General features: G+C 63.2%; 23 protein-coding genes. 6 read left to right on the forward strand and 17 right to left on the reverse strand.

All coding sequences use genetic code 11. From position 1 onward, the window contains the following. Nucleotides 1-68: 68 nt before the first annotated feature. Both K408_RS0101900 and K408_RS0101910 read right to left on the reverse strand, forming a co-directional pair. Nucleotides 69-2798 (reverse strand): cation-transporting P-type ATPase, encoded by a 2730-nt coding sequence (locus K408_RS0101900; RefSeq protein WP_024337405.1) that lies wholly within the window; start codon nucleotides 2796-2798, stop codon nucleotides 69-71. A 175-nt stretch (nucleotides 2799-2973) separates the two neighbouring features. After that, a complete protein-coding gene (locus K408_RS0101910; protein WP_024337404.1) occupies nucleotides 2974-3801 on the reverse strand; it encodes a universal stress protein in 828 nt (275 codons plus the stop codon). Between the two features lie 861 nt (nucleotides 3802-4662). On the opposite strand from K408_RS0101910, the gene K408_RS0101915 reads away from it, so the two are divergent. Beyond that, nucleotides 4663-4980 carry an ArsR/SmtB family transcription factor gene (locus K408_RS0101915; RefSeq protein WP_024337403.1) on the forward strand — a complete coding sequence of 106 codons (318 nt, stop codon included), beginning with the start codon at nucleotides 4663-4665 and terminating at the stop codon, nucleotides 4978-4980. Nucleotides 4981-5016: 36 nt separating this feature from the next. Here K408_RS0101915 and K408_RS0101920 read toward each other — a convergent pair whose 3' ends face one another. The 13 genes from K408_RS0101920 to K408_RS0101980 all read right to left on the reverse strand — a co-directional run bounded on the left by K408_RS0101920 (nucleotide 5017) and on the right by K408_RS0101980 (nucleotide 15381). Beyond that, entirely contained in the window at nucleotides 5017-5568 is a 552-nt protein-coding gene (locus K408_RS0101920; RefSeq protein ID WP_024337402.1) for a YeeE/YedE thiosulfate transporter family protein, read from the reverse strand. 11 nt (nucleotides 5569-5579) lie between these two features. Continuing rightward, nucleotides 5580-6131, reverse strand: a complete 552-nt coding sequence (locus K408_RS0101925) for a YeeE/YedE thiosulfate transporter family protein (protein WP_155248247.1) — start codon at nucleotides 6129-6131, stop codon at nucleotides 5580-5582. Between the two features lie 111 nt (nucleotides 6132-6242). After that, nucleotides 6243-7334: a YeeE/YedE family protein gene (locus K408_RS0101930; protein ID WP_024337400.1), complete on the reverse strand. Its 1092-nt coding sequence runs from the start codon at nucleotides 7332-7334 to the stop codon at nucleotides 6243-6245. Nucleotides 7335-7512: 178 nt separating this feature from the next. Further along, nucleotides 7513-8418, reverse strand: coding sequence for an alpha/beta hydrolase (locus tag K408_RS0101935; protein WP_024337399.1), 906 nt, complete (start codon nucleotides 8416-8418; stop codon nucleotides 7513-7515). Nucleotides 8419-8433: 15 nt separating this feature from the next. Continuing rightward, a complete protein-coding gene (locus K408_RS0101940; protein WP_024337398.1) occupies nucleotides 8434-8871 on the reverse strand; it encodes a DsrE family protein in 438 nt (145 codons plus the stop codon). Between the two features lie 23 nt (nucleotides 8872-8894). Beyond that, nucleotides 8895-9581 (reverse strand): c-type cytochrome, encoded by a 687-nt coding sequence (locus tag K408_RS0101945; RefSeq protein WP_035697774.1) that lies wholly within the window; start codon nucleotides 9579-9581, stop codon nucleotides 8895-8897. Next, nucleotides 9565-10836, reverse strand: a complete 1272-nt coding sequence (gene soxC, locus K408_RS0101950; RefSeq protein ID WP_024337396.1) for a sulfite dehydrogenase — start codon at nucleotides 10834-10836, stop codon at nucleotides 9565-9567. The genes K408_RS0101945 and soxC overlap by 17 nt, the downstream gene beginning before the upstream one ends. A 6-nt stretch (nucleotides 10837-10842) precedes the next feature. Continuing rightward, a complete protein-coding gene (gene soxB, locus K408_RS0101955; protein ID WP_024337395.1) occupies nucleotides 10843-12534 on the reverse strand; it encodes a thiosulfohydrolase SoxB in 1692 nt (563 codons plus the stop codon). Between the two features lie 27 nt (nucleotides 12535-12561). Beyond that, nucleotides 12562-13383, reverse strand: coding sequence for a sulfur oxidation c-type cytochrome SoxA (gene soxA / locus K408_RS0101960; protein WP_024337394.1), 822 nt, complete (start codon nucleotides 13381-13383; stop codon nucleotides 12562-12564). A gap of 28 nt (nucleotides 13384-13411) precedes the next feature. Then, nucleotides 13412-13738, reverse strand: a complete 327-nt coding sequence (gene soxZ / locus K408_RS0101965; protein ID WP_024337393.1) for a thiosulfate oxidation carrier complex protein SoxZ — start codon at nucleotides 13736-13738, stop codon at nucleotides 13412-13414. A 19-nt stretch (nucleotides 13739-13757) separates the two neighbouring features. Next, nucleotides 13758-14210 carry a thiosulfate oxidation carrier protein SoxY gene (soxY, locus tag K408_RS0101970; protein WP_024337392.1) on the reverse strand — a complete coding sequence of 151 codons (453 nt, stop codon included), beginning with the start codon at nucleotides 14208-14210 and terminating at the stop codon, nucleotides 13758-13760. A gap of 18 nt (nucleotides 14211-14228) precedes the next feature. Further along, nucleotides 14229-14684 carry a sulfur oxidation c-type cytochrome SoxX gene (gene soxX, locus K408_RS0101975; RefSeq protein ID WP_024337391.1) on the reverse strand — a complete coding sequence of 152 codons (456 nt, stop codon included), beginning with the start codon at nucleotides 14682-14684 and terminating at the stop codon, nucleotides 14229-14231. Between the two features lie 130 nt (nucleotides 14685-14814). Further along, a complete protein-coding gene (locus tag K408_RS0101980; protein WP_024337390.1) occupies nucleotides 14815-15381 on the reverse strand; it encodes a SoxW family protein in 567 nt (188 codons plus the stop codon). Nucleotides 15382-15478: 97 nt separating this feature from the next. On the opposite strand from K408_RS0101980, the gene K408_RS0101985 reads away from it, so the two are divergent. Next, nucleotides 15479-16198, forward strand: coding sequence for a hypothetical protein (locus tag K408_RS0101985; protein ID WP_051160637.1), 720 nt, complete (start codon nucleotides 15479-15481; stop codon nucleotides 16196-16198). A gap of 2 nt (nucleotides 16199-16200) precedes the next feature. Here K408_RS0101985 and K408_RS0101990 read toward each other — a convergent pair whose 3' ends face one another. Further along, nucleotides 16201-16932: a cytochrome c biogenesis CcdA family protein gene (locus K408_RS0101990; protein WP_024337388.1), complete on the reverse strand. Its 732-nt coding sequence runs from the start codon at nucleotides 16930-16932 to the stop codon at nucleotides 16201-16203. Between the two features lie 103 nt (nucleotides 16933-17035). Here K408_RS0101990 and K408_RS0101995 point away from each other — a divergent pair, with 103 nt between their 5' ends. The 3 genes from K408_RS0101995 to K408_RS0102005 all read left to right on the forward strand — a co-directional run bounded on the left by K408_RS0101995 (nucleotide 17036) and on the right by K408_RS0102005 (nucleotide 18941). Then, nucleotides 17036-17407, forward strand: a complete 372-nt coding sequence (locus K408_RS0101995; protein WP_024337387.1) for a thioredoxin domain-containing protein — start codon at nucleotides 17036-17038, stop codon at nucleotides 17405-17407. Between the two features lie 37 nt (nucleotides 17408-17444). Then, complete coding sequence (locus K408_RS0102000) at nucleotides 17445-17795, forward strand: ArsR/SmtB family transcription factor (RefSeq protein WP_024337386.1); 351 nt, start codon at nucleotides 17445-17447, stop codon at nucleotides 17793-17795. A 72-nt stretch (nucleotides 17796-17867) separates the two neighbouring features. Beyond that, complete coding sequence (locus K408_RS0102005; RefSeq protein ID WP_024337385.1) at nucleotides 17868-18941, forward strand: YeeE/YedE family protein; 1074 nt, start codon at nucleotides 17868-17870, stop codon at nucleotides 18939-18941. Between the two features lie 297 nt (nucleotides 18942-19238). Here the strand turns inward: K408_RS0102005 and K408_RS37510 are convergent, their stop codons facing one another. After that, a complete protein-coding gene (locus K408_RS37510; RefSeq protein WP_245265868.1) occupies nucleotides 19239-21611 on the reverse strand; it encodes a lytic transglycosylase domain-containing protein in 2373 nt (790 codons plus the stop codon). Between the two features lie 253 nt (nucleotides 21612-21864). Here K408_RS37510 and K408_RS44250 point away from each other — a divergent pair, with 253 nt between their 5' ends. Further along, on the forward strand, nucleotides 21865-22362 hold the full coding sequence (locus tag K408_RS44250; RefSeq protein ID WP_051160635.1) for an SH3 domain-containing protein: 498 nt from the start codon (nucleotides 21865-21867) through the stop codon (nucleotides 22360-22362). Nucleotides 22363-22901: the final 539 nt, after the last annotated feature.

A 22901-nucleotide genomic window follows, 5' to 3' on the forward strand; every position in this document is an offset into this window, starting at 1 on the left:
TCGCGAGCTATCTTGTATCGTAAGTAGAGAGAGCCATGCGCCGCCCTGGTCTTCAATTGTGCTTGTCGCTACACGGTCGTCTGTGAGGCGGGGGCCTGCTCGGTGCGCTGGAAGACAATTCTTAGCTGTTTCTCCGCCTCGATCACCGCGAAGAACACTGCGCCGACCGCCACGATGAGCATCCCATCGAAGAACGATACCGGTTGCGTGCCGAACACCTGCTGGAGCGGCGGAAGATAAGTGACAGCGAATTGAGCCAAGGTGATTGCGATCACGCAAATCCACACGGCGCGTGTCCCCCGCACCGCTTTCAAGGTCAACGAAGTGCCGTAGATGTTGCGGATGAAAAAGAGATGGAAGATCTCGAGCACCACAAGCGTGTTCAGGGCGATGGTCCGGGCGAGGTCTGGCGCATGTCCTTTGTCGATTGCATAGGTGTACATGCCGAAGACTGCCGCAAGGAACAGTACGGACACGAGAATGATGTGCCAGATCAGCGCGCCAGTCAGCAGTGGCTCCTTTCGTGACCGCGGCGCCCGCTTCATCGTGTCTTCTTCGGTCGGCTCGAATGCTAGCGCAACGCCGAGAGTGATTCCGGTGATCAGATTGATCCACAGGATCTGCACCGCTGTGACGGGCAGCGCCATTCCGAGAAACAGCGCGGCGATTATTGTCGTGGCTTCCCCCGCATTGGTGGGCAGCGTCCAACTGATGACCTTCTTGATGTTGTCATAGACCGTGCGTCCTTCGCGGATCGCGACGGCGATGGATGCGAAATTGTCGTCGGCGAGGACCAGATCGGAGGCTTCCTTGGCGGCTTCGCTGCCTTTCTGTCCCATCGCGATACCGGCGTCGGCGCGCTTGAGCGCGGGCGCGTCGTTCACCCCGTCCCCAGTCATGGCAACCGTCAATCCGTGCGATTGGAGCGCTGTCACCAGCCTTAGCTTGTGTTCAGGGCTGGTCCTCGCGTAAACGTCGGTGTCGACGACGACGGCCGCTAACTCGGCGTCACTCATTGCCTCGAGATCGGCCCCGGTAAGCACTTTGCCGGGGTGCTGAAGGCCGACCTGGCGCGCGATTGCTGCTGCCGTGCCTGCATGGTCGCCGGTGATCATCTTGACGCGGATTCCTGCGCCATGGCACTCCGCAACGGCGGCGATGGCTTCCGGGCGAGGTGGATCGATCAGGCCGATCAGTCCGACAAGCACCATATGGCCGTCGAGATCGGCAGTGTTCAGGACGACGTGATCCGGCGCCGTTGAACGTGCGGCAAGAGCCAGGACGCGCTGTCCATGCGCGGCAATGTCGTCCATCCGCTTGCGCCAGTAGTCCGCGTCGATAGCGTGAGTGCTACCATCTGATGCCCGCTGGACGGAACACATGGCGAGGATCCGTTCCGGAGCGCCCTTGACGTGGATCCAGGCATGCCCCTCATGATCGTGATGGAGGACGGCCATGTACCGATGCCTGGCGTCGAAGGGGATGGTGTCGGTTCGCGTCCAATCGGCGAAGGCCGCAGCGCCCTGACGCGTAATCTTGCCGGCCAGAGCCTTGAGCGCGCCTTCCATTGGATCGCCCTCGACCTTCCACCCTTCGTCATGACTGTGCAAGGCGGCATCATTGCACAAAGCACAGGTTCGGGCGAATTCGAGCAGCAGCTCATGCTCCGCCGGGTCGACGTCAGCATCGGCGAGCCGGATAGCGCCTTCGGGCGCATACCCGTCTCCCGCGACCGAATAGATGTGGTCGGCGCTGGCCAGGGTGGTCACCATCATCTCATTGCGGGTGAGTGTTCCCGTCTTGTCGCTGCAAATCACAGAAACAGACCCAAGCGTCTCGATGGCCGGCAGGCGGCGAACGATGGCGTTGCGGCGAGCCATCGCCTGGACACCCACGGCCAGCGTGATGGTCAGTACGGCCGGTAGTCCCTCCGGGATTGCAGCGACCGACAGGCCGACGACGCTCATGAACAACTCGGCGAAGGGCAGATGCCCCACGAAATAGCCGTAGACGAGCAGCACGCCGCCAATCATCAGGATCAGGATTGTCAGCCATCGCGCGAACCCGTCCATCTGGCGAACCAGCGGCGTGGTCAATGTCTCGACTCGGGACAGCATGCCGCTTATGCGGCCTATTTCCGTTGACGCTCCGGTGGCCACGGCCACGCCACGACCGGCGCCTCCGGCAACGAGCGTCCCGCTGAAAGCCATGCACGATCGGTCACCGATCATCGCTCCGCTTGCCACAGGCTTCGTTTCCTTTTCTGTCGGAACGGACTCGCCGGTGAGGATTGCCTCCTCGATCCGGAGACCGGTCGCCTCTACCAGCCGCAAGTCGGCAGGAACTCTCTCGCCTGCCTCCAACAGCACGATATCGCCCGGGACCACTGAGGCGCTGTCGATGCTGTGCCGTTCGCCATCGCGCATCACGGAGGATTTCGGAGCCAGCATCTGGCGGATGGCATCCATCGCCTGTTCCGCGCGCCCTTCCTGAATGAAGCCGATGACCGCATTGGCGATCACCACCGCGAGGATGACGCTCGAGTCGACGAGATGACCGAGAGCGGCAGTGATCGCCGCCGCACCCAGCAACACATAAATCAGGAAGTTGTGGAAGTGGGAGAGGAAACGCAGGATCGCACTGCGTCGCGGCGGTTCCGGAAGCCGGTTGGGTCCGTATCGGCTTAGGCGCCGCGCCGCCTCGGAAGCCGAAAGCCCGCTTGCACCAGCCTCGAGAGCGGCGAGGACCGCTTCCACGGACATTGCGTGGTGGTGTGCTTCGCGCTCGTTCTTGCTCAATTGTGAGACCCGGAGTTGTGTTTCGGTTGAGCTTGCTATCCGCTGCGTTGTCAGGGCGAGATCGCCACTTCGAGGACGTCCTCGCGCTGATTGGCGCATAGCCCGTAAGCCTCCTCGATCTGCTCGATCTTGAAGCGGTGTAAGGCGCGTACCTGCACGGGCACGGACGCCGGTTCTAGTGGAAGAGGAACAGGGGACAAGGCGGCCGCTCGACCAGTCGCCGCGTCGTCGAGCCAAACAGGGCATTGCTCCAGCCGCGATGACCAAACGCGCCCATCACCAGCAGACCAATGTCCCTATCAATGACTTCAATTCGGATCGCCTCGGACGGGTCCACCCTCGCCTCGATCGGAACGACCGTACAGTGTACGTCATGGCCACGTAAGAAGTCGGCCGCAGCATGAGCGCGTCGGGTCGCAAGCTCCGATTCCGCTGCGATAGACGTCACGTGCACGCGAGCCTCGCGCCACAATCCCAGAAGTGCGTACATTTGCAAGGCGCGCATGGCGGGCAGACTGCCGTCATATGCGACCAACACGTCGCGCGGACGGCGATACTCGTCGCCGCAGACGACGACTGGCCGTGGCGAGAGCAGCAGAAGGTTGGACAGCAATTCCGGCAGCGAGGGAGCCTGGTCGACCGAAAAGGTCGTATCGTGACCGGTGACGATCAAATCTCGCGTCTCGGAAGCAGCGCGGAAGGCCTCAGGCGGATCACCTTCGAAAGAGAGCCAGGAGAACTCGACGCCCCTCGCATCACATGCTTCAGCATATGACGCGTGTAGCCGCGCGTTACTCTCGCGCGCTTGCCGCCCCCGGATCTCCTCGAGCTTGGCTTGATATGCCGACGCGCCAATCCCGCCAATCATTGGAACAGTGAGGGAAGACAGATCGATACCAGATAGGCCGGAAACCAGTAGTCCGCCGGGACGGGCGAGATCGAATGCAAACTCCCGCGCGCTAAGCGAGGACTCCGTCTCGCCGAGAAGAAGAAGAATGCGCATTGATCCCCTCCGGTCATTTGGGCCGCAATTGTGCTTGTGAACCGGTAGGTAACCTATAGGAGCATCAAGGCAAGTCTCATGACGCAGATCAACGAGCTTTCATACTTGAGGTCGGCTGCGAACTCCCAAATATCGCGGTGGGTGTTTTCCTTTCACCCTTCAGAATCAAAACGGCACGCTCTTGCTGCTGTGCGCCGACTGTGCGCTGCGGGAGGAAGGCTCGGCCGTTCGGCTTCTCTGGTTCACAAGCGGCTTCGCTCCCACCCCCGGGCATTCGAACCCTGCGGCGCCCGGCTGCACCACCGCCGGAGATGCGAGCCGTCGTGACGCTCTTCAGGGCACTCTGGATCTCTTGAGCTGAAAGAAATTGAGGACCCGGCTCTGGATGTCCTGCTGATTTGCAGACTTAGACGTGAGCTGATCGCGCTCTGGGACGGAACGCGAATGACCGGTGCGGGGAAGGCAAGCCAGCGCCGACTGCTCGTGTCGGCCAGTGCGGCGCCGGCGGACGCGACCACGGACGCATTGGTTTCAGTGGCTGTCCCGGCGTCCTACTCTTCTCGATCTCACATACACCGTCGGCGATCTGATCGCGGCCCTCAGGGAATGGCGGCACGTTGAACCGCATCGTATGGTCGCGGCCGCAATCTGCCTCCTGTTCCGGGATCTGTCGGCAAATTGGGGGATCAACCGTTTGCTTTCCTGGGATTGTCGTGCTGCCATCGCTCGTTGATCAGGGCGACGCACAAGCTGTCGCGGTCTCGCTGCCGCCGCTACCGACATCGTCGCGACGCTTCCGCAAATATAGCTCCTGCGAGCGCCTTTGACTGCGGCGATACAGATGCTATTGAACTCTCCGTCATGCGCCAATTAAAGACGACCGAGCTGGAGCGGCAGGCCAAGGAGGTGGCCGCGCTCATGCGCATGTTGGCGAACGAGCACCGCCTGCTCATCCTCTGCAGGCTGGTGGAATACGGCGAGATTGCCGCAAGCGCGCTCGCCGACGACGTCGGTCTTTCGCCCTCGGCACTGTCGCAACACCTCGCCAAGCTGAAGGCAGAGGGCGTTGTCGCCGCCCGGCGCGACGGGCAAACGATGTGGTATCGCATCGCGGACGGGCGGGTTGAAGAGTTGTTTTCAACCCTGCACCGGCTCTTCTGTCGTCCTCGGAAACGATGAGCTTGTCTCCGCGCATCTCGGCGCGGACAACAGGACTTAGCCCTTCTTCTGCCTGGCTTCCGTGGATTCGATCCACCAGAAGAACAGCCCGGCACCGACTGCCAGTGCGGCAAACCAGACGACGTCGGGGATGCCCGTCACGTCCGGCAGGCGAACCTTGCCAAGTGCCCCGACGTTGAGCACGTTCGCCTTCAGCCAATCGAAGCTCAGCGCGTAGAGGATGGCGCCGGCGATCATGCCGAGCGCGCCGACGAGAGCATGGACACTGCCGGTCGCAATAGCGCCAAGCGCCGTTCCGGGACAGTAGCCATAGACCACCATGCCGACGCCGAACAGTGCGGCGCCGAGCGCGACTGCCAGCATGTTGGCATCCTTCACGTAATATTTCGTGTTGCCGGTGTCGACGAGCAGCAGCACGCCGATGCCGCCGACCACGATCGCCGTGCCCATCACTTTCAGCACGGTGAAGTCGCGCAAGCGAAACTGATTCTCGATGACGTTGCAGCTCGTCACCTTGCCTCGCTGCAGGAGGAAGCCGAAGGCGGCACCCATCACCAGCGGCCCAAGGATGGTCATCATTGCGGTCATGTCAGTTCTCCTCAGCGGGCACGGAACATGAGGGCGGAAACGGCGAGTCCGGTGGCGAACATGACCGCCAGGAACAGCCAGCTCGAGAGCGCAAGCTGCAAACCGCCCGAGATGCCGTGGCCGCTGGTGCAACCGCCGGCGAGCCTGGCGCCGTACATGATCACGATGCCACCGAGGAACGCGGCGGCGAAGCGTTTCGCAACTGACGGGCCGAACCGTTCCTTCCAGACATCAGGCACGAGCTCGAGGCGCCACGTGCCTGATATCACTGCCGAGACGAACGCGCCGAATGGTATGCCGACGAGAAACCAAACACCGTAATCCCACTTCAGCGGCATGCTCTTCCAGTAGGAGTTCTGTGCCACAGCTTCCGGTCCGATCACCGGGACGGCGAAGAGTGAGGCGATGCGCGAATAGGCGGTGGTGACGCCGAGCGGATCGCCGAATACGCCAAAGGCGACCCAGCTCAACAATCCGATTCCGGCGCCGACCAGATAGGGCGACCAGTCGATCCGCGCGGTGCGCGGCGCTTCGCGAACGTAGCTTTCCGTGATGGTGGTCATGTGCCTTTTCCCCGGGGCAGCGGCGCATTACCGCGTTCCTGCGGCTCGAGCGGCGCGCATCGGGGGAAATCATATTCAAGGAATTAGATTTAGCAATCTCTAAAATAATGGTCAGGCGCCCGGCGTCGGCGACTTTGCCGGGCGGCGGGGTCGCGGCATGCCGGCACCGTCGACGAGAAGATCGGTCAGCCCTGCCCCGAGCCACATGCCAGCAAGCACGAGCCAGGCTGTGAGCGCAAAGACCGAGGCTCCGGTCACCCCGGCGCCGACCGCGCAGCCGCCGGCGAGCATCGCGCCGAACCCCATCAGCACCGCGCCGAACAGATAGCGCCTCATGCCGAGGCCGTCCGAGAATCCCTCCAGTTTCAGCTCACCCGCGCGCGCCGCCGCGGCGAATGAGCCGAGGAATACGCCCGGAACAATGCCGAGGTCGAAGCCGAGCCGGAGCTGCGAACTGTTCAGCACAAGCATCAGCAACTCGGCCGAAGGCCCGCTGAAGGTGAGGCTCTTCAGCGTCACGGGTGCGAACGAGGCCTGCGCGAGCTGGTAGGTGAAGAGCCAGCCAGCAACGACTGCCGCTCCCGTGGCAAGGGCGGCAAGCATGAGATCGCGTGGCAGGTTGCTGCGAAAGGCAAAAGCCAATCCGGCAATCAACCACAGTCCGCCAAACGCGAGCTTTTCGGGGGCACCGGCGCCGAAAACGGCCATGATGTCGCGGGACGGTCCACCATCGATCAGCCACAGATTGGTCACCCATTCGCGTGCCGGCGACAGCAGCCCGCGATAGGCGGCCTGGGCGGTCACCGCAAACACCAGCCCTGAAAGCAGGGCTCTCAGATTGCCATTGGCCGAGAGCACCAGCAGTCGGCTGGCGCAACCGCGCGCGAGGACCATCCCACAGCCGAACATCACGCCGCCCGCGAGCGCGCCGGAGATGCTGCCCTGCTGCGCGAGCTGGCGCGCCTCGGACACGTCGAGCCAGCCGATCGCGACCAGCGCCTGCGTGCCGACCAGCGCCGCGGCAAAGGTCAGCAGCCAGACCGCAAGGCGCGGACCGCCCTCGCCCCGGGAGAATTCGACCGCTGCGGCGCGCAGGCAGAAGCGACTGCGCTGGGCGAAGAACCCGAACAGGCCTCCGACGAGGAGACCTCCGAGCCATGACAGCCGGTCTTCACCAAGGAAATCGATAACCGGCGTCAGCACGTTCGTCCCGGCTGTTGCTGCGAGTTTGCAATTCTAGCGATCTGGTCGTCGCGTCCCATGAGCCAGATCAAAGCCAGACACCGCCGGATCCCGGACCAAAGGGGCCCTCGGGAACGCGAATCGGCATATCCGTGCTGTTGCAGCTCGGCGAGCCGCAACACGCCGCTGCAGCCTTCTTCTATCTCATTCGCTTGATGAACTCGGCGATTCGGTCTGCAACATCGTCTGCGAACAGGTCGCGGAAGAAATGGTCGGCATCCTCGATCTCGTCGAGCTGAACCCTTCCCCCTCCCGAACCCGCGAGCGAAGCGAAGGACGCTGCCACGTCGGGCACGACGGTATCCTTGGCCGCGACGAGTACCAGCACCGGCGGTTTCACACGCGCCACGAGCGCGGCCGTGTCCTGGCCGGCATCGGGACCGTAGAAAGAAGCCAGCGCCCGCGCGGTGACCATGGCATTGCGACAATAAATGAACCCCGGCACATCCATCCACTCGCCGCCGCGGCCAGCCGAGATCGACTTGGTCGCCAGCTCCACAAGGGGCTCGAGCGGCTTGCCATAGGTCTGGGCATAGGAGGCGCGCAAGTCGGCCTCGGCCTTTGCGGTCACCGGCGCCAGCAGCACCGCACCCGCAACAGGCGGGGTTTCGCCTGCGGCGAGGTACCGCGCGACCTGATTGCCGCCGCGCGAATGGCCGAATGCGAGGACGAGCCGGGACATGCCCCTCGCCCGCGCAACCCAGGCGCCGATCTCGGCAATTGCGTCCTCGATGACATAATCATGCCGCGCGGCGCAGTCATACATGCCCTTGCGACGATCGAGCCCCAGTGACAGCGTATGGGCGAGCGAAGCGATGCCGCGCTGCTCAAGCGCCTTGGCAATGCCCTGAATGACTTCCATGTCCTTGTGCGCAAGCGTGCCGTGGGTCATGACCACGAGCGGCGTATCGGGCCCCATCGAGCTGGGGGTGCGCAGGGTCGCGAGCGTCGTGCGGCCGTCGAGCGACAATTCGAGCTCCTGCTCGGCAGCACCTGCGGACGTCGCAAGTGCGAGCAACGCTATCAATCCCACCAACCATCGCATTGGCGCCTGTCTCCCCTAGGGTCGGACAATCGTCCAGTTCTTTTCCGCAAGATCCATCAACGCAGCGACCCCGACCTGGGTGACGCTGACGCCCTCGATCAGCCGCGGTTGCTTACCCTCCTTCGCCGCCAGCGTCTCCAGCGTGTTTCCGCAGGCGATGAAGCTCACATTGGGCATCGATTTCAGGAAGTTTGCGAGGCGCTCCTTCACCGGCGAGCGGTCCTCGAGCAGCATGTCGAGACCGCCGTTGAAGGCAACCACCACCAGTTCGACATCCTCGCCCTGCCCGGAATAATGCCGCGAGACGTTGGCCGCAACATCGAGGACGGCTCGCATCTTGCTCTGGTCGTCATCGCTGATCTGCAGCGCGAGCCTATGCGGCTCCGCCGCTTCCGCCGCGGCCGGGTGGATTGTTATGAGCGAACCCGCAACGAGACTCGCATGCAGCAGCATGCGACGGCTCACCCGGCCGTGGTTCACTCCACACCCCGGGACTTCTTGCCGTCCTCAGGCGTCACGTCGATGGCGACAGCTCGCCCCGTAATCTTCACCGGCGCGATGCAATCCTTCATGCAGGGGTCTTTCTGCCAGAACGACTTCTCGCTGGTGGCGCGGTCGTCCATCACGAAGCCCTGCTCGTTCGGCATCTTGATCGTGGCGAGATTCCTATTGGTCAGCTCGAAATTCTGATCTGTGATCACGTCGTTCAGATGCAACACATACGCAACCAGTGCATAATATTCGTCGACCGACAGCGATCCCGTATTGCCATAAGGCATGGCGTGACGGATGTAGTCGAACAGGGTGGAGGCGTAGGGCCAGTAGGAGCCCACGGTCTTGACCGGATTGTCCGAGGTCAACGAGCCCTTGCCGCCGGCCAGCACCGGCCAGCGACCGCTGCCCTCGCCGAACTCGCCGTGGCAGCTCGCGCAATTGTCCATGAACAGCTTCTCGCCCTGGGCAACCGTGCCCTTGCCCTCCGGCAGGCCCTGACCATCGGGTCGCACGTCGATGTCCCAACCGCGGATTTCGTCCGCGGTCGGCGCGCGGCCGATGTGATAGCGGGGACCGCTCTTGGTGTCCGTCCTCTGGCCCGCAAGCGCCGGCGCGCCCAGCACGCAGGCCGTCAGCGCCACTGCCATGAACTTACGCGACTTCGACATTCTCGACCTCACCATTGGCCTGCACATGCCAGGTCTGGATGCCATTGTTGTGATAGATGGAGTTGACGCCGCGGATCTTGCGCAGCTCGGCCTTGCTCGGCTGCACGTACCCGGTGTCATCCTGTACCCGCGACTGCAGCAGCAGCGGCTCTCCGTTCCAGTCGAACTCGTAGTAGAAGCGCGTCAGCGCCTTGTCGAGAACGGGCCCGTCGAGGCGTGCCGGCCACCAGTTGCGGCCGCCGTCGAGCGACACATCCACCCGCTTGACCTTGCCGTTGCCGCTCCAGGCCAGACCGGAGACAATGGTAAAGCCCTTGCCGTGCCTGATCGGTGCCTGCGGGCTCGGGCTCGTGATCACCGATTTGGCGTCCATCGACCAGGTGAAGCGGCGTGCCTTGCCGTTCGGCATGAGGTCCGTGTACTTCGACGTCTCCTCGCGGGTGTGCCAGGGCTGGTCGCCGACCTTGATGCGGCGCAGCCACTTGACCCACAGATTGCCCTGCCAGCCCGGCACCACGAGCCGCATCGGATAGCCCTGCTCGGGATAGAGCGCCTCACCGTTCATCTTGTAGGCGATGATGCAGTCGTCGAGCGCCTTCTCGATCGGCAGGCTGCGATCCATCGCGGCCGCATCGGCACCTTCGACCAGCAGCCACTTGCCGTTGGCCTTGACGCCGGCTTCATCGAGAAGAGTGCGCAGCGACACGCCTGTGTACTGCACGCAGTGGATCATGCCATGGGTGAACTGGCAGCCATTGAGCTGGGCGCCGCGCCATTCCATGCCCGAATTCGCCGCGCATTCCATAAAGTGGATGCGGTTGACGCGCGGATAGCGCTTCAGCTCCTCCAGCGTGAGAATGAGCGGGCGTTCGACGAGCCCATGAATCATCAGGCGATGATCGACCGGATCGATCTCGGCGATGCCGCCATGATGCCGCTCGAAACAGAGACCGTTCGGGGTGATGATTCCTTCGAGCTCATGCAGCGGTGTGAAGCTCACCGAGGACTCGCGCGAGGCGGTCAGCCATTCAACGTCGCGCCGAACGACGTCCTTCTCGAACTTCGACGGCTTGCCGTACGGACGCACGGCGACGCCTTCGCCGAGCGATTTGGTCCATTCCGGCACGTTTGGGGGCTGGTTCGCCGGATTGCCGCCGCCGGCCAAGGCGGGCTTTGCGAGCACCGACGCCGCAACACCGGCGCCAGCGGCCAGAAAACTGCGTCGGGATTGCCGGGGACTGTCCATCTTCGACATCGCTTCTTACGCTCCGGTGACTTTGACGGCTCTGTTGGGCTCGAGCCGAATGGCTCTCTGTCGCGTCAGGTAATTCGAAACGACGTCCCAGATCGGCGGCCCTTCGGTCCCTTCATTGACGCTGGCCCAGCCGGCGACCTGATATTCCCTGGCAGGATCGATCGGCGTGCCGGTCTTGACCATCTGCATGTCCGAGATACGGCTGCCCTGCGGCTTGGTGACGTCGATGGCATAGGACAGGCCGCCGATCCGCACCATGTCGCCGCCCTGCTGATAATACGGGTCGACATTGAAGAGGTTGTCGGCGACGTCTTCGATGATCTCCTTCAAGCGCGCGCCAGTCATGCCCATGCGGTAGACCGCGGGATAGGTGATCGCGGTTGCATTGGTGACATCCTCAAAGGTGATGTCCTGGCCCGGCAGCACGCTGGTGCCCCAGCGAAAACCGGGCGAGAGCGCGATCTCGGCATCCCGCTCCTGCATCAGCGCCTGGCAGATCAGGTCATCAAACGTGCCGTTGAAATTTCCCCGGCGGTACAGCAGCGATTCAGTCCTGCCGAGCACCTTGGCCAAATCGGACGCGAAGGGCTTGCGGACCTCGGCGATCTTCGCAGCCATCTCGGCGTCCGCCGTGATCACATCGGAGAACAGTGGAATCAGCTTGTAGCGAAACGCCTTGACCTCGCCGTCGCGGACATCGAGATCGAGCCGGGACACGAACTTGCCGGACGAGCCCGAGGCAATCAGCAAGGTCTTGCCGACTTTCACCGCCTCTGGCAGCGCATCATGGGTGTGTCCGGTCAGGATGACGTCGATTCCCTTGACGCGGCTCGCAAGCTTGCGGTCGACGTCGAAACCGTTATGCGACAGCAGCACGACGAGCTGCGCGCCCCCCTTGCGCGCCTTGTCGACCTGCGACTGGACATCCTCCTCGCGCACGCCGAACGACCAGTTCGGGATCATCCAGCGCGGATTGGCGACCGGTGTATATGGGAAAGCCTGGCCGAGCACCGCGATCTTGACGCCGCCGCGCTCGATCATTGTAGAGGCGTCGAACGCCGCCTCGTTCCATTCGGTATCGCGGATATTGAGCCCGAGAAACGGGAAGCCGAGTCCTTCGATCGCCTGCTTGACGCGCTCGGTGCCGTAAGTGAACTCCCAATGCCCAGTCATGGCATCGGGCTTGAGCAGCGCCATGCAGTCGATCATGTCCTGGCCGCGCGTCTTCAGCGACGACCAGGATCCTTGCCAGGTGTCGCCTCCGTCGAGCAGTGCAACCTTGTCGCCGCGCTCGGCGCGAATGGCCTTGATCACCGTGGCGGCGCGGTCGAGACCACCGATCCGGCCATAGGTCTTGGCCAGCGCCTCGAAATCCTCGGACGTCAAGGCATACGCCGCCGACGAGCCCGGCGCGATGCCGAAGCGGCTGAGAAACTCCCGACCGGTGACGTGGGGCGGCACCCCTCTTGCGTCTCCCACGCCGAGATTGGTCGAAGGTTCTCGGAAGTAGAGCGGCATGAGCTGACCGTGAATGTCGGTCACATGCACCAGCGTGACGTTGCCGAGCGGCTCGAAGGCGAGCAACTCAGTCTGGGTCAGGCGCTGCTGGGCAACCGCCCGGGTCAGGCCAGAACCCACACCAGTCGAAAGTGCAGCCGTTGCCGCAGCAACCTGGATGAACTCGCGGCGAGAGATCACGCGCAATGCTCCTGCATATTCATGGCTTCAATTGCGCACCGAGGGCGTCTCGACCGGCAGCCCGATGCCGCGCCAGGCCACGTAGAGCTCGAGGGCAAGGAAGTCGTCAGACAGCGGCTTGAACGGCTCGGCACGCACGTCGAACATGCAGCCTTCGAACCGCTCATGCAGCGGCACCACACGCTGGTCACGCAACCGATAAGTCGGGAAGCCGTTGGTCTGCCCCTGGCTCAGGAAGTCCGCGCGCATAAACTTGCCATTGTTGCGCTCGTGGCAGGACGCGCAGGCGAGATCGAGTTGTCCATAGCGGTTGTAATAGATCTGCTTGCCGCGCTCGAACCAGGGCGAGATCGGCCCGTCAATCTTCACCGCCACAGGCATACCGTGCGACTGGTAACGGACGAAGGTCGTCATGTCGGTCAACTCCCTGGATTTGAATTTCCAAGGCTCCGCCTTCATCTGTTCGCTACGGCAAAGATTGATGCGCTGCTCGAGATTGACCGGCTTCTTCAGCTTGTCGTCCCATTTCGGCATGGCGGCGCCCACACCTTTCATGCTGGCTTCGGCCTCCCCGTGACAGCTCATGCACGACTTGCCCTCACTGCCTTCCGCCTTTTTCCAGGCATCCGCCGCGCGCTCCACGGCGAGGAAGCCGGGATTCTCCAGATCGTCGTCCTGCAAGGCGCGGGTCTCCTTGCTGCGAAATTCGTAGCCGGAGATGATGGTCTTGAAGACATGGCCCGGCGGCGCCGCGATACCTTTCCGCTCGGCGTCATCGGCAGACACGAGCGTCGCACCCGACGTGATGGCCACGATTGCAGCGGCAAACCCAACATATCGTGACGCCATTCGAGTCTCCCTCACTGCGCGATGCGCATCATGCCTTGAGCGCGATCTTCTCTTCGGCGGTGATCACCGAGCCGTCGTCGTCGGTCCAGGCGAACTTGAACGTCCCGGCCTCGTCGATCCTGGCGTCAAACTGGATGTAGGGATTGGCCGAGATCGCAGGCTCCAGTGCGCAAGAGAACACCGGCTTTCCGTTGAACTCGCAGGCAAACTTGTTGATGATCTTGCGCGGAATGGGCTTGCCCTGCGCGTCCTTGCGCTGACCCGATTCCATGAGATGCGAGACCAAGGTCTTGATCTGGATCACCTCGCCCTTGGCCGCTTCCTTGGGGAGCTTGATGCGTGGTTTGTCTGCCATTGTTCCTCTCCTGACGCCCTCAGCCGCCGCAGCCGCCAATCGTGACCTTCACGGTCTTCTGTTCCGTGAACAGCGAACCGTCACTCATCTTCGCGACCGCAACCACGTTCTGCGTGGTGGCGAGCCGGATCCGGATCGAGGCTTCCGCCTTGCCCGACAGCGGTGTGAACGACAATGTCGCGACGCCGGCGTTCGGATTGCCATCCGCAATGATGAGAACGTCCTTGACGTAGGACTCCGCGGTCATCGGGCTCTCGATGTTGATCGACAGCGGCACGGTGTTGCCGTTCTCCGCGATCTCCGGCAAGTCGAGCGAAATCTTGCCCTTGGCCGGCTGCTTGCCGCCGGTGAACTTCTCGATCCACTTTGCCGCGTCGTTCGACACTTCCGCACCGGCCGCCATCGGTACAAGGGTCAGCATGACGAAGCCGCCCCCGAGCGCAAATGCCTGCCGTCGATTGATGGCTTTCATTCCTGGTCCTCCTCGCCGTCAGTTCAGCGTCTTGAGAAAAGCGACGACGTCCTCGACCTGCGCGGCCGTAAGGATCGTCTTGCCGACGAATTCCGGGCGCACCCGGCTGAGACCGTCGTTCTTGAAGAACGCCGGCATGACCGTGTCGGTGAAGATGCGCTTGGGGTCGGCGACGATGAGGCGCAATTGCGCCTCGGTGTAGCGGCCGGCCACGCCGTCGAGCGACGGACCGAACTCACCGTGGAATTCCTCGGATTTCAGGCTGGTGACCTGATGACAGGCCAGGCAATTGCCGAGCGTACGCGTGAGAAATACCTTCTTGCCGGCGGCGGCATTTCCGGGCGCGCCTATCAGGGATTTCGGCAGGGAATCGTCAACGACGTCGAGCTTGATCGGCTCCTTGACCGGTTCTTGGGCGAGAGCGCCCCCGGCCGCTACATAAAGTGCAAACGCAGCCATAAGCGAGCGCCGCATGTTTCCTGCCCTTGAATGCGGGGTGACGCCCGCTGTTGATCACGATGGAATTCAACGTCCATCAAATTCATGTATCATGATATGTTCATACGAATGGCCGCGTCAAGCGAAATTCGGAAGACGCTCTCAATCAGCCATTCGACGCCAGGAAATCCCGGAACGAGCCGCGCTCGTAGGCGCGCTCCCGCACGAAACGAAACATCGCCAGGAAGTGCGGAGGCTTCAGATAGCCGGGCGCCCGCGCCACTTCGCGCGCCATCGCTTCCTTCGCTTCGACGCCATCGGCAGACGGCGGAAAGAACTGAACGGTCGGAGTGAACCTGATGCCGTACTTCCGGGCGAGATCCTTCTCGGCCAATTCCTCGCGGTCAAAGTCCGTAACCTTGCGCGAGCCGATCAGATTGAGCTGCAACACCTCGAAGTTGGCTCGAATGTAGCTCGCGATCCCGGGGTCGGCGAAGTTCACCAGATGCGTCTCGCGGCAATAGGGACAGCCGCGCAGCTCCCACATGACGGCGAGGCGCTTGCCGCCGGCGGTGGCGCTCTCCAGGTCCTCGCGCAGATCGAGAAAGCTCTGCAGGAACCAGGGCTCGTGGTAGAGCCCGTCTTCTCCGACTGCTGGCTCGGCCGCTGCCGCGCCGCGGCCCGCCAAAGCCGTGCCTGCCGCGAATGCGAGGAGACCGCGTCGGGTGGGCATGCGGAGCGACATTGGGGTTTCCTGCCTTGGAGATCTTGCGCGCCGATCGTTTTCATTATGATATTCAAATATAGGAATGTGACAAGGAGTTCTGATCTTGCGCTGCACCATCGCGCTGCTGGCATGGCTGGCCTCCAACGCGCTCGCGCTTGGCGCGGATGGCGACAAGCCGGAGGATCTCGTATCCGCGGTGGCGCCGATCATGGCCAACCTGCGCATTGCCGCGAGCTATGCGCGCACCGGCAACGTTGCGCTGGCACAAAGCGAGATCGACGAAGCGGCCAGCCGCTGGAAGCGGATCGAGCCGAACACCCGCGAACGCCCGCCAGTTCACGCTTCTTCCGAATCGTCGGGATTTCTCGACCGAGGATACGAACAGCTCACAACGGCAATGGGCGCGCTGGACCGCGGAGACAATGCGGCCGCCGAACGCGAGCTGCTTGCGGTTCGGCGAGCTTTCCACGCGCTCAGGCGTCACGCGGGCCTCTACGATCTCGGCGATTGCATCTTCGAGATCGCGCCCGCCATGGACGCCTTGCGTGTCGCTGCGACCCGCTACAGCGAACGGCCGGCACAAGCGAACGCCGAGGAGACCGTCGCCGCCGCAGGCGCGTTCCGCGATCGGCTTTTACGGTGCAACGAATGGGCAAACGGCGAGATCGCCGCGCAAGGTGAATTCCGCCGCCTGATCGATGGCGCAATCGCCAGCAGCGGCGAGATCGCTCATGCCGCCATGGCCGGCGACGGCCCCCTCGTGCATCGTTACCTCATCGAGCTGCAATCTTTCGCCCAATTGCTCGACTTCCGCTTCGGCTAGCCTCAGCCGATGCTGGTCAATGCAGGGAACTGCTCGAGCAGCCATTGCGAGACCGCGGGCATCAATCCGGTCAGGAACATGAGACCGGTCACAACCAGGAAGACGCCCATCGTCTTCTCGACCAGACCGAGATGCCGACGCACGCGGCCAAGCGCTCCGATGAAGCGGCCGGTGAACGCCGCTGCGATCAGAAAGGGAATTCCGGTCCCGACCGAATAGGCGAGCAGCAGCAGCGCCCCTCGCCCGGTCGTGTCCTCCGAACCCGCCATCAGCAGGACGGCGGCGAGGATCGGGCCCGCGCAGGGCGTCCAGCCGAACGCGAATGCCAGCCCCATGACGAATGCCCCCGCCATACCGGCCGGACGATTGTCGACCTGCACGGTGGCGCTGCGATAGAGCAGCGGAATCCTGAGCAGCCCGAGAAAATGCAGCCCCATGACGATGATCAGCCCGCCCGCAGCGATACCGAGCGTCGACAGATGCGCGGAGACGAAGCGTCCCGCGATCGAGGCGGTCGAGCCGAGCGCGATGAAGACCAGCGAGAAACCTGCCACGAAGGACAGCGCCGAGAGCAGGATGCGCGGCCGCAAATCCGGCCTGTCGCCGGACAGATCCGTAACCGAGACGCCGGCCATGTAGCACAGGAACGGCGGGACCAGAGGCAGGATGCAGGGCGACAGAAACGACAAGAGGCCCGCGACAAAGGCCGCACCCAGCGTCACGTCCAAGGTCATTTCCGCCCATCCCTAGCACATATACGAATTTAATGATATAAAGCGCCGAGGACGTCCGAAAAGCAAGCCCGCCAGGCAGGTCCAAAAGGCTCGGTTACGCAGCATGAACAGAATCATCGCCCTGCTCGCCCTCGCCATCGGGCTGGCGCTGCCCGCGACCGCATCGCGCGCCGCAGAGCTCGTCATGTTCGAGCGGCCTGGCTGCGCCTGGTGCGCGCGTTTCAACGCGGAGATCGCGCCAATCTACGGCAAGACCGGGGAGGGCCGGGCCGCACCGCTGCGTCGGGTCGACCTGAACGGCTCCCTCCCCGCCGATCTGGCCGGAATCGATCCGGGTCCCTTCACGCCGACCTTTGTCGTGGTACAAGAGGGCCGTGAGATCGGGCGTATTCGTGGCTATCCCGGGGATGCCTTCTTCTTCGGCCTCTTGGACCGAATCCTGTCAAACACGGGATCAGAACCCGGGAGGTCGTGACCGTTCTTGCCTATTGTGCTAAGAGGAATCTGACGCGATGCCGTTGCCCAAGCTGAAGGAGATCGAGGGCTCAGCCGAACTCGAGCAAATGATCGAGAAGGCGCGCGAGGCGAGCGACATGCTCAAGGCGCTGTCCCACGAGTCCCGATTGCTGCTGCTCTGCATCCTCGCCGAGGGCGAGAAATCCGTGACCGAGCTCGAGCAATTCCTGGGCGAGCGGCAATCGACGGTCTCGCAGCAGCTGGCGCGGTTACGGCTCGATCGGCTGGTGACGACCCGCCGTGACGGCAAGACGATCTACTACAGCCTCGCCAACGAGGACGTCCGCAAGATTCTCACCGCCGTTTACGACGTGTTCTGCGAGCCGGTGCGCCGGCGCCGCCGGTAGTTCTCCGCGCTGGCTTTTCGCGCCCCACCGGCGCAGATTACCCGCCGCCAGGACCAAGAAGAAGCGGGAGGAATGCTGAGCCCTTCGACCATCGCGTTTGCATGCGGGCTTGCCGCCGGTGCCGTGCTCGGCATTGCCGGCCGCGCCGGACGCTTCTGCACGCTGGCGATGCTCGAGGACGCGTTCTTCGGATCGGATTATCGCAGGCTGAAATCCTTCGCGCTGGCCGCGGCGGTCGCCCTGCTCGCGACCCAGGCGCTTGCCGAGTTCGGCATCGTCGATCTGTCGCGGTCGATCTACCTCACGGCGTCGATCGGCCTTGGCGGGGCCATCCTTGGCGGGCTGATGTTCGGCGTCGGCATGGCCCTGGTCGGCACTTGCGGGTTCGGCACGCTGGTGCGCGTCGGGGGCGGCGATCTGCGTGCCATCGTGGTGTTTCTCGTGCTCGGCCTTTCGGCGCTCGCGACCATGCGCGGTATTACCGGTGTGCTGCGGCTGATGCTGATCGAACCGTTGTCGGTGCGGCTGCCCGAGGGGAGCACCCAGACCTTGACGTCGCTGCTCGGCGCCGGCGGCATGATGCGCGCGGTCCTCGTCGTGGCCATTGCCACCGCGCTCGCCTTCTGGGCCCTTGCGGACGGCAGGCTGATCCGGTCGCCGCGGCTGCTGGCCGCTGGTCTTGCCGTGGGCGCGGCGATCGCGTTCGGCTGGTTTGCGACTGGATGGCTTGCCGACGACGAGTTCGACGCGGTGCGGGTCTCCTCGCTCACCTTCGTGGCTCCGCTCGGCGATGCCATTCTCTATATTGCCACCTTTTCCGGTGCGCGGCTGAATTTCGGCATCGGCTCCGTCGTCGGCGTCGTCGCAGGCTCGTTTGCCGCGGCGATGCTCGCGCGCGGCTTTCGTTGGGAGGCCTGCGACGACGCCCGCGAGCTGAAGCGGCACATGACCGGCGCGCTCCTGATGGGCATCGGAGGGGTCATGTCGATGGGATGCACGATCGGCCAGGGATTGACCGCATTCTCGACGCTCTCTCTTTCAGCGCCTATCACCATGTTGGCAATTGCCTGCGGAGCTCGACTCGGGCTCGAGTTCACGATGACCGGCGAATGGTTGCCAGCAGTGCGCAAGCTATTCGGCACGTAGCCGAGGAAGGCCTCGGGAAACCAGTAACGCAGCCGGGATGGTTCATTTTCATTTTGACTGACGAAGCTCAGAGTGCAGCTGATGCCGGCGGCGGGAGTGCCGCTTTACATTGAGCGCAGCACAAGCGACACGCGTGCCGGTTACATGAGGCGGCGGAGATCCTCGGAACCGTCGGTGCCTCGCGCCGGGGCACGAATCGATGGAACCCAAGCGCCGTTTCTCGAGAGCCGAGCGGAACGGCATGTCTGCCGCAGCAAGGCTGTCCGCACCTGTGCATGCGGCCGTCTCCGGAACATCCTAGTGAGCTCCCCGCATATCCGCCTCGATTCCCGGAGGCGCACGTTCGTCGAAGCGTGACCGATAGGCCTGAAGGTTCTCCATCACACGCTGCACGTAGATGCGCGTCTCGGTGAAAGGGATACGCTCGACCCAATCGATGACGTCAACGGTCGGATCTCGGGGATCGCCGTAGCGTGCGATCCATTGCTTGACCCGCCCACGCCCGGCGTTGTAGCCGACCAGAACGAGGACGTGGTTCCCATCATAGGTCTTGAGAAGATCTGCGAGTTCGGCGGATCCGAGTTGTACATTGTAGGCTGGATCGCTTCGCAGCCGCCCGGGCTCAAATGCGATACCCAGCCGGCGGGCGATCGTTTGGCCTGTTGCGGGTGTCACCTGCATCAATCCCGAGGCTTTTGCCGGCGATTGCGCGCCCTTGTCGAAGGCGCTTTCCGCCCGCGCCACAGCGTAGACGAGACTTGCAGCCGCCTTCGGGCCGACCGAGGCATAGTTGGGCAGGCCGAAATTGGGAAACGCGTACAGATCCAGCGGAAACCCACGCGCAAGGGCGCCCTTGCCGACCGCAAGGGTAGCGCGCGCATCCCGCCTCTTGGCGACGGCTTCGGCGATGACCGTCAGCAGTCCAATGTCGGCCGTACGGCCAAGGTCGGCGACGAACGGGATCACCAGATCGCTGTTGCCAGTCGCGTAGAGCAGTTCGACTGCGCGAACAAGATCGCGTTTGGACAGGTTTGCGCGCTCTCTAGGACCGAGGCTTGGCGGTCGCGGCAATGAAACGTCGCGTCGGCCCAATCGGGCGCTTGCCAGCTGCCCGTAATATGCTGCGGTGCGTCTCGATGCGGCGGCATAGTGGCCGCGCGCCTTCTCCCGATCACCGCCCGCCTCTGCAGCACGTCCGAGCCAGTACGCTGCGCGTGCAAGCGAGGTTGGATGGGTCGTCATCCTCGCGATACGCGCGAAATGCTGTGAGGCCAGATGGGGGTTATTCAGAAATCGCAGCGCGATCCATCCCGCAGTGAATGTCTGGTCGACGCGAAGACTCTCCCTGGAGGGGGAGGCCGCATCGCGGGCGATTCGGTAGGCTATCTGCGCCTTGCCGTCATCGAGCAGTCGACGCACCAGGATGCGGCGCTCGACCCACCATGCATCGGCATGGTCGGAAACGGATGCGCGAAGCTTGGCGGAAAGCAGCAGTTGCGCGGCCTCCGCAATGCGGTCCTTGCGGCGAAGCCACTGGATACGAGTGAAGAGGTAAGCAGGCTCAGCGCCTGCAGCCGATGCTACCGCGTCGAGCAAGGCACCGCTGGTGCTGGCATTTTGGATGACGGCTGCCCGCGCTTTCACGATCGCTCGGTCGGTTGCGCTGAGGCGCTTCGCCGCACGCAGGGATCCCGTGATGTCGTCCGCATACAGACGTGATTCCATGCGAGCCCGGTGATCGGCAGCCGAGAGCAGGTGTCCGAAGCGCGCCAGCACTTGCGCCTCGGACTGCGCGGAGAGGCGGCCGTTGTGCCAGGCGGAACGGACGTATTTTCGGGCTGCGGCTTGATCGCCGCGCTCCGACAACGCTCGCGCAAGCGCGAGCTTGCCTAAGGCCCCCAAGGGTTTCCGCTCGGAGAAGAACATGAGCACGGTTCCGGGCTCGTGCGGCTCGAACCAGAGCCTGGCTTCTGCGCGTCGCCGAAAACGATCGAGGCTGGGCCACGATGGATTGGCGCGGACGAACGAGGCGTAGCGTTGAAAGTCGATCCCATCATCATCGGAACGCAGGATCACCCACTCCGCCAGTCTACGGCTCGCGCGGTCACGAATTGTCCCGCTGCGTTCGATCGCCAATCCCGTCTTCCCGCGACGGGCAAGACGGATCGTCTCTTTCAAGTTGCCGAACGCAGTAACCGACCGTGCCTCCGTCTCCTGGTGAACGAAGCGCGTATCGGGAGAATGGTCCTGCGACGTCGCGGCGGGAGGCGAGGGGAGCGCCGCCTTCCTCGATGATAGCAATCGGCCAATCACATCGGAAGCATCGGACGTCGAGGCGCTCTGACGTGGCAAGGACCTCCCTCGCCGTGCTGGAGACGGTTCGGTCCGCGCGAACGGCACGTGCTCTGAGCTTGAGGTACGAGAGTCGGACTGTGGATCCGCTAACGGTTTATGTCCGTGCGCTTCGGAGGCGAAGACAACCACCGAACCGGCAGCCAATAGCATCATGTGGACAAGCAGCGGGATATGGATGACCCGATTGCGCGACATCGGCGGCATAAGCTTCTTCCTGGGCGGTGAGGAGCCGAGACGATCGAGTGCAACGACGAACGACGGCAGAAACTGGGCGAGCCGGGAGAGATGGTTAACTACGCCGCACGAAGCGAGCATCTCTCTTGATTCGATCTCGCGCTTGGTCCTCTACCGTACAAATCTCGGGCGCAAATCTCCCTTCCGACGATGTATGCAACGGCTCGCGCAGGCGTCGAGGAGCTGCGGGCGTTCTTGCGTCTGAAGTGCGGACGTCCTCTCGCTCGCCGCGCGCGTCGCACTATCATCAGGAGAGGGTTTGGTTTCGAGGGTGTTGGGACGATCAGATACGGAGAATTGGAGCATTTGGAAGCAGCTGTCGTTGCAGAGATTGATGAGCGCAGCAGCGACGGCGATCTTGCTCGGAAGCCTGGTCGGCTCGGCGTCTGGTTCCGAGCGCGTCCAACGGAGCGGCCTTCCGATACCCCGTTTTGCCTCCGTCAAGAGCAAGCCGGCCAACGTTCGCGCTGGACCCGGTATCGATTATCCGCTGCGATGGACCTTCGTTCGCCGCCATCTTCCCGTGGAGATACTCGCGGAGTTCGGAAACTGGCGGCGCATCCGCGATGCCGATGGCGAAGAGGGATGGATGCTGGGCGCACTGTTGTCCGGCCGGAGGACCGCGTTGATTGCTCCCTGGTCGGCCGCAAAGCCGGTTCGTCTTCGAAAGCATCCGAAGCCAGACTCGGCGGTCAACGCCGTCGTTGAACCGCGCGTTCTCGTCATCGTAGATGCGTGCGCCGGCGTGTGGTGTCACGTTCGAGCAGAGACTTCCGCAGGCTACGTTCGGCAGACCAGACTGTGGGGCGTGTATCCCGACGAAGTGTATTGATGCGCGGAAGATCGTTTGACTGATCGGCGCAACGCAGCTCTGCGCGACGGTGCCGTTCATCTCGTATTCACCCGCTGACGCAACACTGAAGATGGGGCATCTTGTAAGGAAACTTTATGAAGAAACTCGCTCATGGTCTCGCCATTGCCGTCCTGCTCACTTTCGGAACACTCTCGGTTCCAGCCAACGCGGCGCCGGCGCGTCCGATTGCTCCTGCGGTAGCTTCCGAGCTGGTGCAAGCGCACTATCACCACCGCTATCACCGTCACCATCGATATCATTCTCGGAAGGTGTGCAAGCTGCGCACCGTCGTAAGACGCGGCCCTCACGGCCACCGCGTCGTGACCCGCGTGCGCGTTTGTCGATAAGCACCACGTCGATGGGCTGCTGCAAGCAGCAGCCCATTCCCTTTCTTCCGAAGCGCTTCGCGTAAGCCTCTGGTGGTCTAGTTGGCGCGGAAGCGTACCAAGAAACGCGCGTCGTCAGCGGATTTGCGGCAATTCGTCACTTGTCTTGCCGGCCAGAGCGCTTCATCAGCG

The sequence above is a fragment of the Bradyrhizobium sp. in8p8 genome (assembly GCF_000426845.1).
Taxonomy (GTDB): Bacteria; Pseudomonadota; Alphaproteobacteria; order Rhizobiales; family Xanthobacteraceae; genus Bradyrhizobium; species Bradyrhizobium japonicum_C.